This window comes from Allobosea sp. RIT-PG3_2, from assembly GCF_057321085.1.
This window is the reverse complement of the sequence record NZ_JBXWCA010000002.1, coordinates 920,471-933,117: the sequence shown is the minus strand read 5'-3', so window position 1 is coordinate 933,117 and position 12,647 is coordinate 920,471. Positions and strand designations below refer to the sequence as shown.

Here is a 12,647-nt window from a genome sequence, read left to right as displayed (position 1 = left end):
GGGCGCCCTTCTGTCCTGAGATGCTCGGGTCGAGCCCGAGCATGACGGCCAATGCGGGCTGCTGCCGTCAGCCCTCCGCCAGAAACACCTTGAACGCCTCGCCGTAATCCTTGTGCCAGCGCGAAAGCGGCGGGCGGTTCTCGATGATGTCGCCCATCGCCCAGGCCATCCGCTTCTCGTCGAGGGTGCGGTTTGTCTCGCCATCCGGGCAGAGGATGTAGAAGTCCCCGGCCTCGATCCGCTCCAGCATGAAGTCGACCGTCTGTTCGGGCGTCCAGGCGCCGTCGGGCTTCTCGACGCGTCCGCGCGCCGTGAGCGGGGTGAAGACGAAGCCGGGGATCAACAGATGGGCACCGACCTTGCAGCCCTCCGTGCTGCGCAGCTCGTGCTGCAACGCCTCGGTGAAGGCCTTCACTCCCGCTTTCGAGACGTTATAGGCGGGATTGCCGGGCGGGGTGGTGATGCCCTGCTTCGAACCGGTGTTGATGATCACAGCCGGTTCGCCATGGGCGATCATGCCGGGGCCGAAGATCTGCGTGCCAGCGACGATGCCGCCGAGATTGATGGTGAGCGTACGCTCCCAGTTCTCCAGCGGCCCGAAGATCGTGCTGCTCACCTGCATGCCGGCATTGTTCATCAGCACATGCACCTTGCCGAAGCGGGCGATGACCTCGTCGTGCAGATGCGCGATCTCGTCCCGGCGGGAGACATCCGTCTGCAGGGCGAGGACGTTGTCGTCGCCGATCAGCGTCGCCAGCACCTGCCCGGCCGCCTTCAGCGCATCGGCGTCCCTGTCGGCGATCGCGACCTTCAGGCCCCGCTCGGCGAAGGCGCGGGCAGCGGCGAAGCCGATCCCGGAGGCGCCGCCGGTGATGACGGCGACATGCGAGGCGGCGAGAGCGGGATGGCTGGTCATGGGCTTCACGTTTCGCGATTCGGACAAGGGAGCGCGGAGCTAAGGCACAGGGCGCGGCGACATCATGGCGCGCTGACGCAGGCTCGCGGTGCGGGCAGGGTCCCGAAGCTGCCTCACTGCCTTGTCATTGGCATGACGCCGCCGTTTGCGGCAGGGATACGGATATTTTGAAGGATCGCCACAGGATCATGCCGCGCCATTCGATGAACCGGTTTCTGCGCGACGCGCTGCTCGGTCTCGCTCTGCTGGTTCCCGCCATGGGCCATGCGGCGGAATCGAGCCCGGTCACATCGCCGCGCGTGACCGCGACCTTGCTGTCGAGCCGCGACACGGTCGCGCCGGGCGAGCGCTTCCAGGTGGCGCTGGTGCAGAAGCTCGCGCCGCACTGGCACACCTATTGGCTCAACCCCGGCGATTCCGGCGAGCCGACCCGGATCGAATGGGAATTGCCCGCCGGTGCCAAGGCGGGCGACATCCAGTGGCCGGCTCCGAGCGCGATCCGGGTCGAACCGCTGGTCAATTTCGGCTTCGAAGGCACCGTGCTGCTGCCGGTGGAGGTCACCGTGCCGGCAGATGCGAAGCCCGGCGACAATTTCACGCTGAAAGCCGAGGCAACCTGGCTGGTCTGCGAGAAGATCTGCATCCCCGAGGAAGGGTCCTTCACGCTCGATCTACCCATCGGCCCGGCGAGCGTGGTCGATGAGCCGGCGCAGGCCCGGATCGACGCCGCACGGTCAGCCCTGCCGAAGCCGGCTTCGTTCCGCGGCAAGCTCCGCGGCGAGGCCGAGAAGCTCACGTTGGAGCTGCCGGGCCTGCCGGCGGGCATGAGCGATCTGCGCTTCTTCCCCATTTCCGATACCTTGATCGAGCATGCGGCCGATCAGCCTCTCGCCACCGGCGAGAAACCCGTGCTGACGCTGGTCCGCTCCGGTGCCTTCAAGCTGCAGCAGCCGGAGGTGACCGGCGTGCTGACCTTCCGCGAGAACGGTGAGGCCAGGGCGGTCACACTCGCCGCCGATGCCGACCCGGCGCTGGTCACGGCGGCCGGAGCCGGCACGGCAGAGGCGCGCCCGGCCGTGGTGCGCATACCGCCGCCCGCCGAGGGTGCGGACCTGACCCTCCTGGCGGCGCTCGCCTTCGCCTTTGCCGGCGGCTTGATCCTGAACCTGATGCCTTGCGTGCTGCCGGTGCTGTTCATCAAGGCGCTCGGCTTCGCCCAGCTCGCCCATGCCAGCCGCAGCGCCGTGCGCGAGCAGGGGCTGCTCTTCCTCTGCGGCGTGCTGCTGACCTTCATGGCGCTCGCCGGCACCGTGATCGCTCTGGGTGCGCTCGGCAGCAGCATCGGCTGGGGCTTCCAGCTCCAGTCGCCGCCGCTCGTCATCGCGCTCGCCGTGGTGATGGTGCTGATCGGCCTTAACCTGCTCGGCGCCTTCGAGATCGGCGGCTCGGTCGCGGGCCTCGGCGATGGCCTCGCCAGCAGCGGCGGCCGCTTCGGCGCCTTCATGACCGGGGTTCTGGCGGTCGTCGTCGCGACGCCCTGCACGGCGCCCTTCATGGGCGCGGCGATGGGCTATGCGGTGACGCAAGCGCCGGCAGTCGCGCTCTCCGTCTTCATGGCGCTGGCGTTCGGCTTCGCCCTGCCGGTGCTGGCGCTCTCCTTCGCGCCCGGACTGCTCAGGCTGTTGCCGAAGCCGGGGCGCTGGATGCTCGTCCTGAAGCAGGCTTTCGCCTTCCCGATGTTCGCGACCGCGATCTGGCTGATCTGGGTCGCCTCGGTGCAGACCGGCCCGCAGGGCGTGCTGGCGGCGCTGGTCGCGGTGCTGGCGGCGGGCTTCGTCGTCTGGCTCATCGGCGTCACCCGCGGCGGCCTGCCCCGCCGCGTCTTCGGCTCAGTGCTCGCGGCGCTGGTCGTGCTCGGCGCCGGCTGGTTCACGCTGCAGAACGCCGTGCCGGCCGCCACGACGGAAGCCCGCGCCGGCGATATCGAGGCCTGGTCGCCGGAGCGTGTCGCGGCGTTGCAGGCGCAGGGCAAGCCCGTCTTCGTCAACTTCACGGCGGCCTGGTGCATCACCTGCCTCGCGAACGAACGCGTTGCGCTCTCGCGCCAGGAGGTGAAGGATACCTTCGCCAAGTTCGGCGTCGTCTATCTGAAGGCGGACTGGACCAATCGCGATGCGCGGATCGCCAAGGCGCTCGCCGAGCAGGGCCGGGCCGGCGTGCCGCTCTATCTGTTCTATCCGGCCCGCAAGGACGCGCAGGCGGAGGTTCTGCCGCAGCTCCTGACGTCGGACACCGTGATCGCGGCCGCCCAGCGCGCGGCGGGCCGGGATGCGAAGACCGCCGCGGCGACGCCGTGACCTTTTATCGTTCAACCAGGGAGACAGACATGAAAAGCCTGACCAGACAGACTTTCATCGCCGGCCTCGCCGTTGCCGGTCTGGCCATGCCGGCCGTCGCCTTCGCGCAGGGCGCAGCCAAGGTCGGCGCACCCGCCCCCGCCTTCCAGGCGGTGGATGCCGAGGGCAAGACCCGCAACCTCTCGGAGTTCGCGGGCAAGACCGTGATCCTCGAATGGACCAACCACGACTGCCCCTATGTCCGGAAGCACTACAACAGCGCGACGATGCAGACGCTGCAGAAGGACATGGCGAAGGACGGCATCGTCTGGCTCTCCGTCATCTCCTCGCCTGTCGGCGAGCAGGGTTATGTCGAAGCCGCCAAGGCCAGGGAGCTGACGGCCCAGCGTAACGCCGCTCCCGCCAGCGTCCTGCTCGATCCGAAGAGCCAAGTGGCGCGCGCCTATGGCGCCCAGACCACGCCGCACATGTACATCATCGATCCCAAGGGCACGCTCGCCTATATGGGCGCGATCGACGACAAGCCCTCTTCCTCCGCTTCGAGCCTCACCGGCGCGAAGAGCTATGTCCGCCAGGCCGTCGCCGAGCTGAAGGCCGGCAAGCCGGTCTCGGAGGCCAGCACCAAGGCCTATGGCTGCGTGGTGAAATACGCGCCGCTGAGCTGATCGCTCATTGCCGTCATGCTCGGGCTCGACCCGAGCATCTCACACCGAGAGAGGCTCCCGAGTCTCTTCCTGCCGGAGATTCTCGGGTCTGCGCTCCGCTTCGCCCGAGAATGACGGTGTCCTGTCGGCCGCCTATTGCGAGCGCGGGCCGAGATCGCGCGGCGCGGCGTTGATCGTGACGATCTGTCCGTTGCGCAGTTCGAGCACCGCGAGCCCACGCTCGACCTGCCCGTCCGGGCGGAAGCGGAAGACGCCATCGGCGCCAGCGAAACCGGAGGCATTGGTCAGCACGGCTTCCGAGAAGCGCTGCGAGCCCTGCGTGCGCGCCAGCGCCGCAGCCAGCGAGACCGCGTCATAGGCGAGCGTCGCGGTGCGGGTCGGCGCGCTGTTGAAGCGCTGCTGGTAGCGGCCGGCGAAGGCATTGAAGCCGGCGGTGTCGGGCGAGGCGAACCAGCCGCCCTGGATCGCCGGGACGCGAGCGATGCCGGCATCGTTCCAGACACCGGTGCCGAGCGGCTTGACCTTGGCCGGGTTGTAGCCGGCCTCCTGCAGGGCTTGGCCGAGCGCCGGCATCGTGTCGGCGGCGGCCGGAACGAACAGCGCATCCGCCTGCTGCAGCGACGGCATCAGGCGCTGGACCACGGCGCGCATCGAGGCCGGATCGGAGCCGAAGCGCTCGATTGCGGCGACGCGGGCGCCGCGGCTGGCGACGGCCTGCTGGAAGGCGGCCTCGACCACCTTGCCGTAGGCGGTATCGGGCACGAGCGCCGCGAACGACTTCCGGCCCTGCTGGCTGGCATAGCCGATGACGCGGTTGACGTCGTTCTCCGGCGGGAAGGAGAGCAGGTAGATGCCGCGCGAGGCGACGTTTGAATCGCTGGAGAAGGCGATCACCGGCCGGTTGGCGCCGCGCGCGACCTGTCCGGCGGCCTGCACCGAAGGCGCGAAGAGCGGGCCGATGATCAGCTCGGCCCCTTCCGACACGGCCTCCTGCGCGGCGGCGCGGGCGCCTTCCGGTGTGCCGCGATCGTCCTTGACCAGCAGCGTGAGGTCGGCGTTCGGGAACTCCGCCAGCGACATCTCGGCGGCGTTCTTCAGCGAGTTGCCGACGACGGCACCCTGCCCTTCCGCCGTCAGCGGCAGGATGAGCCCGACCTTGACCTTGCCGTTGCCGATGGTCTGCCCGGTCGGTGCCGCGCCTGGGGCGGGCGTCCCCGAATCGAAGCCGGGCAGGCCGGAGGTGCCGCCGCTGCAGGCGGCCAGCGCGAGCGGCAGGAAAACCGCAAGCGCCCGCGCCTTGAACCGCAGGACCGGTGCGAAGTGCCGATGGTGCAACACGGGCGATCTCCAGTCGTGGCCGGGTCGGCAAACGCGCGCCCGTCGATGAGTTCCAGCGGAAACTTTGCCCCCGATGGACTCGTGCCAGTGCGGAATCCTATTTTCAAGTTGTTAACTATGGGTTGCACACGCAGCGTGACGCTGTGCCATGGCGCGGCTGCCGCAGCTGTGGCAGCGTGGCGCCATGTCTAACGATGCCGCCGCCCGCCCTCCCAGCTATACCGCTTTCGGCCTGAGGGCCGAGGCAGAGCCGCTGGCGCCGGGCCTGCACATCGTCGCGACCCCCATCGGCAACCTCCGCGACATCTCGTTCCGGGCTCTCGCGACGCTCGCCGCCGCCGATGCGATCCTGGCCGAGGACACCCGCACCTCGAAGACGCTGCTGGCGCATTACGGCATCTCGACGCCGCTCCTGCCCTATCACGAGCACAATGCCGCGCAGATGCGCCCGAGGGTGCTGGCGAAGCTGCGCGAGGGCGGCAAGCTCGCCTTGATCTCGGATGCCGGCACGCCGCTCGTGTCGGACCCCGGCTACAAGCTCGTCGCCGAACTCGTCACCGAGGGCCTGCCGGTCACCGGCATTCCCGGCCCGTCCGCCGTGCTGGCGGCGCTGGTGCTGGCGGGGCTGCCGACCGATCGCTTCTTCTTCGAGGGTTTCCTCCCGCCGAAATCGGGAGGACGTCGCACGCGGCTGACCGAACTCGCCGCCATTCCCGGCACGCTGGTCTTCTTCGAATCGCCCCGCCGCCTCGCCGAGATGCTGACTGACGCTGCCGCCGTGCTGGGCGCGCGGCCGGGCGCCGTCGCGCGCGAACTCACCAAGTTCTACGAGACGGTCAGGCGCGGCACCCTTCCCGAGCTCGCCGCCCATTACGATGGCGAGGAGGAGGCGCGTGGCGAGATCGTCGTGATCATCGGCCCGCCCGGCGCCACCGAACTCGTCCCGACCGACGATGTGATCGATGAGCGGCTGCGGGTGGCGCTGACCAAGGTCTCGCTGAAGGAGGCCGTCGCGCAGGTCGCCGCGGAAACCGGCCAGCCGCGGCGCAAGGTCTATGCCCGCGCCCTCGAACTCACCCGCAGCGATCCGTGAGCGGGGCGGCGGCCGATCCGGGCAGGCGCAGCCGCAAGGCAAAACGCTCCGGTCTCACCGGCCGCCGCGCCGAGTGGCTCGCCATCCTCTGGTTGACGCTGAAGGGCTATCGCTTGCTGGAACGCCGTTTCGGCGGCAAGGGCGGCGAGATCGACCTCGTGATGAAACGCGGTCGCACCGTCGCCTTCGTCGAGGTCAAGGCGCGCGCTGATCTCGACATGGCGATGCTCGCGATCACGCCGGAGAAGCAACGTCTCGTCGAGCGCCGGATCCGGCACTGGCTCTCACGGAATGCCTGGGCGAGCGGGCATCATCTGCGCGCCGATGCGGTCTTTCTGGCGCCCTGGCGCCGGCCGCGCCATGTGCCCGCCGCTTTCGCGCTTGTCCTGTGACGCAAGGCCACCCACTTGCGGGAACCCCGCCCGCGGCCCGATAAGAGCCGGCTGCAACAGGAAGCCTGTCATGAGCCTGAACGTCGCCATCCAGATGGACCCGATCGAACGCCTCCGGGTCGCCGGTGACACCGGCTTCGCCCTCATGCTGGAAGCGCAGGCGCGCGACCACACGCTCTTCACCTACACGCCCGACAAGCTCTCGATGCGCGACGGCAAGGTCACCGCGCCGATGCGCCCGGTCACGGTGCGCGACGTCGAGGGCGACCATTTCACGGCCGGAACCGAGGAGAAGGTCGACCTCTCGACGCTCGATGTCGTGCTGCTGCGGCAGGACCCGCCCTTCGACATGGCCTATGTCACCACGACGCATATGCTGGAGCGCATCCACCCCAAGACGCTGGTGGTCAACGACCCGACCTCGGTGCGCAATGCGCCTGAGAAGATCCTCGTCACCCATTTCCCCGAACTGATGCCGCCGACGCTGATCACCCGCGACAAGGCCGAGATCGAGGCCTTCCGTGACGAGCACGGCGAGATCGTCATGAAGCCGCTCTACGGCCATGGCGGCGCGACCGTCTTCAAGACCGGCAAGGGCGATCCGAATTTCGGCTCGCTCTTCGATCTGTTCAGCAACCTCTTCCGCGAGCCCTGGGTGGTGCAGGGCTTCATCAAGGAGGTCTCGGAAGGCGACAAGCGCATCATCCTGATCGACGGCAAGGCGGCAGGCGCGGTCAACCGCGTGCCAGCCGTCGGCGATCTCCGCGCCAACATGGTGCGCGGCGGCGCGGCCCGCCCGACCGACCTGTCGAAGCAGGAGCTCGCGATCTGCGAGGCGATCGGCCCGACGCTGCGCGAGCGCGGCCTGCTGCTCGTCGGCATCGACGTGATCCACGGCAAGCTGACCGAGATCAACGTCACCGCGCCGACCGGCGTGCGCGCGATCAAGAAGCTCGGCGGCCCGGATCTGGCGGCGCAGCTTTTCGATGTGATCGAGAGCAAGCGCTGAGGTTTCCAACACCGCGCCGTCATCCCGGACAAGCCGCGTAGCGGCGTCGATCCGGGATCCATCCTGGAGCGCCTCGCCCTACGATGGATACCAGGTCTCCCTTCGGTCGCCCGGGATGACGGGGAGGGTTTCCGAAGAATCAGGCCGCCTTGCCGCTGCCGTTCAGCGGGTTCGCCTCGTCCCAGCCATAGCGCAGCGTCTCGAAGCGCATCGTCAGCGAATCGAGCAGGAGCAGCTTGCCGACGAGCGGCTCGCCGAAGCCGGTGACGGCGCGCACGACCTCGAGCGCCATCAGCGAGCCGATCACGCCCGGCAGCGCGCCGAGCACCCCGGCCTCGGCGCAGGTCGGGATCGCGCCGGGCGGCGGCGCTTCCGGGAAAAGGCAGCGCCAGGTCGGGTTCGGGCGCCCGTCCGGCCCGGTTTCATGGGCGCGCACCGTGGTCAGCGAGCCGTCGAAGCGCCCGAGCGCTCCCATGACGAGCGGCTTGTGCTCATGGAAGCAGGCATCGGAAACGGCATAGCGCGTCTCGAAATTGTCGGAACCCTCAGCCACCACGTCGTAGAAGGCGATCAGCGCGCGGGCATTGTGCGGATCGAGCCGCGTGACGTGCTCCTCGACCACGACATGCGGGTTGAGGTTGCGCACGAAGCGGGCCGCGACCACCGCCTTATGGGCGCCGACGTCCTCCGTGGTGAAGATCGTCTGGCGCTGCAGGTTCGAGAGCGAGACGATATCGTCGTCGACGATGCCGATCTTCCCGACGCCGGCCGCCGCCAGATACTGGATCAGCGGCGCGCCGAGCCCGCCGGCACCGACGACGAGCACGCGGGCATTCTTCAGCCGCTGCTGGCCCGGCCCGCCGATCTCCGGCAGGACGATATGGCGGGCATAGCGCTCGATCTCGTCATCGTTCAGCATCATGGCGGGAGCGTAAGGCCGATGGCGGCTCCTCGGCAATCGCCATGATGGCTGAGGCGTTTGGCAAAGCGCATGACCTTCCGGGAGCTTGGCCACGCCGCCGAGCCATGCCATCGTATCCTCATCGAGGGCCGGATAACGGCACCCGGCTATGACAGGGGATCGGTTCGATGCGTGTTGGTTCTTTTGCGGCGGCGCTGGCCGGCGTTGCGCTTTCGGCTGTGGCGGCGCTGGCACAGCAGCCGATCAAGCCTGCCGTCGTCTATGACAAGGGCGGCAAGTTCGACAAATCCTTCAATGAGGGCGTCTTCATCGGCGCGGACAAGTTCAAGAAGGAGACCGGCGTCGAGTTCCGCGATTTCGAGCCGACCAACGACGCCCAGATCGAGCAGGCGTTGCGCCGCTTCGCGCGCGATGGCCATTCGCCGATCATCGCCGTCGGTTTCTCGCAGGCGACCGCCCTGCAGAAGGTCGCGGCCGAGTTCCCGGACCTGAAGTTCACCATCATCGACATGGTGGTCGATCTGCCGAACGTGCAGTCCGTCGTCTTCAAGGAGCATGAGGGCTCCTATCTCGTCGGGCTGCTCGCCGCGATGGCGTCGAAGACCGGCAAGGTCGGCTTCGTCGGCGGCATGGACATCCCGCTCATCCGCAAATTCGCCTGCGGCTATGTCCAGGGCGTCAAGGCGGGCAAGGCCGATGCCGAGATCTTCCAGAACATGACGGGCTCGACGCCGGCGGCCTGGAACGACCCGGTCAAGGGCGGCGAGCTCGCCAAGTCGCAGATCGATCGCGGCGCGGATGTCGTCTATCACGCCGCCGGCGGCACGGGCATCGGCGTGCTCCGGGCCGTCGCGGATGCCGGCAAGCTCGGTATCGGCGTCGACTCCAACCAGAATGCGCTCCATCCCGGCAAGGTGCTGACTTCGATGCTGAAGCGCGTCGACGTCGCCGCCTACAACTCCTTCAAGGCCGCCCGCGACGGCTCCTGGAAGCCGGGCCTCTCGGTGCTCGGACTCAAGGAGGAGGGTATCGACTGGGCACTGGACGACAGCAACAAGAGCCTGATCTCGCCGGAGATGAAGGCGACGGCCGACAAGGCCAAGGCTGACATCATCGCCGGCACCGTGAAGGTCCACGACTACATGTCCGACCAGAAATGCACGATGTGAGGCGCGGGCTTCCGCATTGAACCCGGCGCCCTTGCCGCCCGCGATCGAACTGGTCGGCATTTCCAAGCGCTTCGGCTCCGTCGCGGCGAACAGGGATGTGTCGCTTTCGGTCGCCGCGGGCTCGATCCACGGCATCGTCGGCGAGAACGGCGCCGGCAAGTCGACGCTGATGTCGATCCTCTACGGCTTCTATGAAGCCGATGCCGGCGAGATCAGGATCGCCGGCGAACCCCGGCGCATCCGTTCCTCGGCCGACGCGATCGCGTCCGGCATCGGCATGGTCCACCAGCACTTCATGCTGGTGGAGACGCTGAGCGTGGTCGAGAACATCGTCCTCGGTGCCGAGGGCGGCGCCTTCCTCAAGGGCGGTCTCGGGAAGGCCCGCACCGCTCTCGCCAAACTCTCGCAGGATTACGGCCTCGCTATCGATACCAACGCCATCGTCGGCGAACTCTCGGTCGGGCTGCAGCAGCGCGTCGAAATCCTGAAGGCGCTTTATCGTGGCGCCGACATCCTGATCCTCGACGAGCCGACGGCGGTTCTGACCCCGCCCGAGGCTGACCAGCTCTTCGCCCTGCTGCGCGCGCTCAAGGCGCAGGGCAAGACCGTGATCCTGATCACCCACAAGCTGCGCGAGATCATGGACGTCACCGACACCGTCTCGGTGATGCGACGCGGCGAGATGGTCGCGCATGTCCGCACGGACGAGACCTCGCCGCCGGCGCTGGCCGAGGCGATGGTCGGCCGGCGCGTGCTGCTGCGCGTCGAGAAGCCGCCGCGCCAGCGCGGCGCGCCGGTTCTGGAGGCCGTCGGCCTCTCCTGCCAGGATGCGCGCGGCACCGAAACCCTGCGCGATGTCAGCCTGACCCTGCATGAAGGCGAGATCGTCGGGATCGCCGGCGTCGCCGGCAATGGCCAGAGCGAATTGCTGGAGGTGCTCGCCGGGCTGGTCCAGCCGAATCGTGGGGTCGTCCGGTTCGATGGTCGGATCCTCGCTGCCGCCGACCGGCAGCCCGCGAAGCTGCGTGAACTCGGCCTGATGCACATCCCCGAGGATCGGCATCGCAGCGGGCTCGTCACTGCCTTCTCGGCGGCCGAGAACGCGATCCTCGGCTATCAGCACGATCCTGCCTTCGGGGCAGGCCCGCTGCTGTCGCCGGCCAGGATCGAGGCCCATGCGCGCGAGGCCTTTGCCGCTTACGACGTGCGCCCGCCCGATCCCGCCTTGAGGACCGCGAAGTTCTCCGGCGGCAACCAGCAGAAGATCGTGCTCGCCCGCGAGATCGAGCGGCGCCCGAAGGTGCTTCTGGTTGGCCAGCCGACGCGCGGCGTCGACATCGGCGCGATCGAGTTCATCCATCGCCGGCTGATCGAATTGCGCGATGCCGGCGTCGCCATTTTGCTCGTCTCCGTCGAGCTGGAAGAGGTGATGGCGCTTTCCGACCGGATCATCGCCATGTGCGGCGGCCGGATCACCGGCGAGCGCGCCGCCGAAGCCGCCGACGAGCGCGATCTCGGCCTGCTGATGGCCGGCGTGACGGACGAGGCCGCATGAGCGCCGCCCCGGTCGAATTGCCGCGCTGGGCCGATGTCGCGCTGGTGCCGCTGGTTTCGGTCGCGGCCGCATTGCTCGTCGCCGGGCTTGTCGTCGTCGGCATCGGCGAGAATCCGCTGGAAGCCACGGCGCTCCTGCTGCGCGGCGCGCTCGGCAGCGCCGAGGGCATCGGCTTCACGCTCTACTACGCGACGAATTTCATCTTCACGGGCCTGGCCGTCGCCGTCGCCTTCCATGCCGGCCTGTTCAACATCGGCGGCGAGGGGCAGGCGACGGCGGCGGGCATCGCCATGGCCATCACCTGCCTCGGCCTGTCCTGGGCGCCGGGCTTCCTCGCCGTTCCGCTGGCGATCCTGGGCGCGGCGGCGGGCGGGGCGTTCTGGGCCTTCATCCCCGGTTGGCTCCAGGCCAGGCGCGGCAGCCATGTCGTCATCACCACGATCATGCTGAACTTCGTCGCCGCGACGCTGATCGTCTACCTGCTGCGCGAAATCATCGGCAAGCCCGGCTCGATGCAGCCGGAGACGGTGGATTTTCCTGCCCAGGCCGTGCTGACGCCGATGCATCAGCTTCTCGCGCCGTTCGGCCTGAAGCTGCCGGCGACCCCGCTCAACAGCGCCTTCCTGCTGGCGCTGATGGCGCTCTTCGCCGTCTGGCTGCTGATCTGGCGCACCCGGCTCGGCTACGCCATCCGCACGGTCGGTGCCAATCCGCGCGCCGCCGCCTATGCCGGAATCTCGCCGGCCGCCGTGACGATGATCGCGATGGCGATCTCGGGCGCGCTCGCCGGCGGCCTTGCGGTCAACGAGGCGCTCGGGGTGCAGCACCGGCTCGTTCTGGACTTCACCGCCGGCTACGGCTTCGTCGGCATCGCCGTCGCCCTGATGGGCCGCGGCCACCCGGTCGGCGTGGGGCTCGCCGCGCTGCTCTTCGGCGTACTCTACCAGGGCGGCGCCGAGCTCTCCTTCGACAAGCCGACGATCACCCGGGACATGGTGGTGGTGATCGGCGGCGTGCTCATCCTCTTCGCCGGCGCGCTGGACGGGCTTTTTCGCCGGCTGGTCGCGGGCGCATTGCGGTCGGGGCAGGAAGGCTGATGATCGGGCTCGGATCCTCCGCGTCATTCCGGGGCTTCGCGCAGCGAAGAGCCCGGAACCCATATCCGCCGAAATTCCCCGAAAGGAGCTTCGGAGACGCCGCTTCGCCTCGGCGATCCAGTCCTGTGGTCATG

At 68.6% G+C, this 12,647-nt stretch carries 11 protein-coding genes; 8 read left to right on the top strand and 3 right to left on the bottom strand.

Annotation, left to right across the window (positions count from 1 at the left end):
• Positions 1-67 precede the first annotated feature (67 nt).
• The gene (locus AC2FAN_RS09975) at positions 68-916 is read right to left on the bottom strand and encodes an SDR family NAD(P)-dependent oxidoreductase (protein ID WP_485173623.1); all 849 of its coding nucleotides are present in this window, start codon (positions 914-916) and stop codon (positions 68-70) included.
• 188 nt (positions 917-1,104) lie between these two features.
• Here AC2FAN_RS09975 and AC2FAN_RS09970 point away from each other — a divergent pair, with 188 nt between their 5' ends.
• A complete protein-coding gene (locus AC2FAN_RS09970) occupies positions 1,105-3,273 on the top strand; it encodes a protein-disulfide reductase DsbD family protein (protein WP_485173621.1) in 2,169 nt (722 codons plus the stop codon).
• A gap of 29 nt (positions 3,274-3,302) precedes the next feature.
• Positions 3,303-3,938 carry a thioredoxin family protein gene (locus AC2FAN_RS09965; RefSeq protein WP_265051087.1) on the top strand — a complete coding sequence of 212 codons (636 nt, stop codon included), beginning with the start codon at positions 3,303-3,305 and terminating at the stop codon, positions 3,936-3,938.
• A 132-nt stretch (positions 3,939-4,070) separates the two neighbouring features.
• Here AC2FAN_RS09965 and AC2FAN_RS09960 read toward each other — a convergent pair whose 3' ends face one another.
• Entirely contained in the window at positions 4,071-5,276 is a 1,206-nt protein-coding gene (locus AC2FAN_RS09960; protein ID WP_265051088.1) for a penicillin-binding protein activator, read from the bottom strand.
• A gap of 184 nt (positions 5,277-5,460) precedes the next feature.
• Here AC2FAN_RS09960 and rsmI point away from each other — a divergent pair, with 184 nt between their 5' ends.
• The 3 genes from rsmI (at position 5,461) to gshB (ending at position 7,770) form a co-directional block, all read left to right on the top strand.
• Entirely contained in the window at positions 5,461-6,369 is a 909-nt protein-coding gene (rsmI, locus tag AC2FAN_RS09955) for a 16S rRNA (cytidine(1402)-2'-O)-methyltransferase (RefSeq protein ID WP_265051089.1), read from the top strand.
• On the top strand, positions 6,366-6,761 hold the full coding sequence (locus tag AC2FAN_RS09950; RefSeq protein WP_265051090.1) for a YraN family protein: 396 nt from the start codon (positions 6,366-6,368) through the stop codon (positions 6,759-6,761). The genes rsmI and AC2FAN_RS09950 overlap by 4 nt, the downstream gene beginning before the upstream one ends.
• A gap of 70 nt (positions 6,762-6,831) precedes the next feature.
• Positions 6,832-7,770 carry a glutathione synthase gene (gene gshB, locus AC2FAN_RS09945; RefSeq protein ID WP_265051091.1) on the top strand — a complete coding sequence of 313 codons (939 nt, stop codon included), beginning with the start codon at positions 6,832-6,834 and terminating at the stop codon, positions 7,768-7,770.
• A gap of 139 nt (positions 7,771-7,909) precedes the next feature.
• On the opposite strand, the gene AC2FAN_RS09940 is transcribed toward gshB, so the two are convergent.
• On the bottom strand, positions 7,910-8,692 hold the full coding sequence (locus AC2FAN_RS09940; RefSeq protein WP_265051092.1) for a HesA/MoeB/ThiF family protein: 783 nt from the start codon (positions 8,690-8,692) through the stop codon (positions 7,910-7,912).
• Between the two features lie 167 nt (positions 8,693-8,859).
• On the opposite strand from AC2FAN_RS09940, the gene AC2FAN_RS09935 reads away from it, so the two are divergent.
• Genes AC2FAN_RS09935 through AC2FAN_RS09925 form a run of 3 tightly spaced genes read left to right on the top strand, consistent with a single transcriptional unit; the run spans position 8,860 to position 12,513 of the window.
• Positions 8,860-9,861: a BMP family lipoprotein gene (locus AC2FAN_RS09935; protein ID WP_265051093.1), complete on the top strand. Its 1,002-nt coding sequence runs from the start codon at positions 8,860-8,862 to the stop codon at positions 9,859-9,861.
• Between the two features lie 31 nt (positions 9,862-9,892).
• On the top strand, positions 9,893-11,416 hold the full coding sequence (locus tag AC2FAN_RS09930; RefSeq protein WP_265051094.1) for an ABC transporter ATP-binding protein: 1,524 nt from the start codon (positions 9,893-9,895) through the stop codon (positions 11,414-11,416).
• Positions 11,413-12,513: an ABC transporter permease gene (locus tag AC2FAN_RS09925; protein WP_265051095.1), complete on the top strand. Its 1,101-nt coding sequence runs from the start codon at positions 11,413-11,415 to the stop codon at positions 12,511-12,513. Before AC2FAN_RS09930 ends, AC2FAN_RS09925 begins: the two co-directional genes overlap by 4 nt.
• The last annotated feature ends 134 nt before the right edge of the window (positions 12,514-12,647 follow it).

Excerpts from the sequence above, each read along its gene's own strand:
- rsmI (WP_265051089.1), top strand. The coding sequence starts at position 5,461 with ATGTCTAACGATGCCGCCGCCCGCCCTCCCAGCTATACCGCTTTCGGC.
- AC2FAN_RS09970 (WP_485173621.1), top strand. The coding sequence starts at position 1,105 with ATGCCGCGCCATTCGATGAACCGGTTTCTGCGCGACGCGCTGCTCGGT.
- AC2FAN_RS09965 (WP_265051087.1), top strand. The coding sequence starts at position 3,303 with ATGAAAAGCCTGACCAGACAGACTTTCATCGCCGGCCTCGCCGTTGCC.
- AC2FAN_RS09925 (WP_265051095.1), top strand. The coding sequence starts at position 11,413 with ATGAGCGCCGCCCCGGTCGAATTGCCGCGCTGGGCCGATGTCGCGCTG.
- AC2FAN_RS09975 (WP_485173623.1), bottom strand. The coding sequence starts at position 916 with ATGACCAGCCATCCCGCTCTCGCCGCCTCGCATGTCGCCGTCATCACC.
- gshB (WP_265051091.1), top strand. The coding sequence starts at position 6,832 with ATGAGCCTGAACGTCGCCATCCAGATGGACCCGATCGAACGCCTCCGG.
- AC2FAN_RS09940 (WP_265051092.1), bottom strand. The coding sequence starts at position 8,692 with ATGATGCTGAACGATGACGAGATCGAGCGCTATGCCCGCCATATCGTC.
- AC2FAN_RS09935 (WP_265051093.1), top strand. The coding sequence starts at position 8,860 with ATGCGTGTTGGTTCTTTTGCGGCGGCGCTGGCCGGCGTTGCGCTTTCG.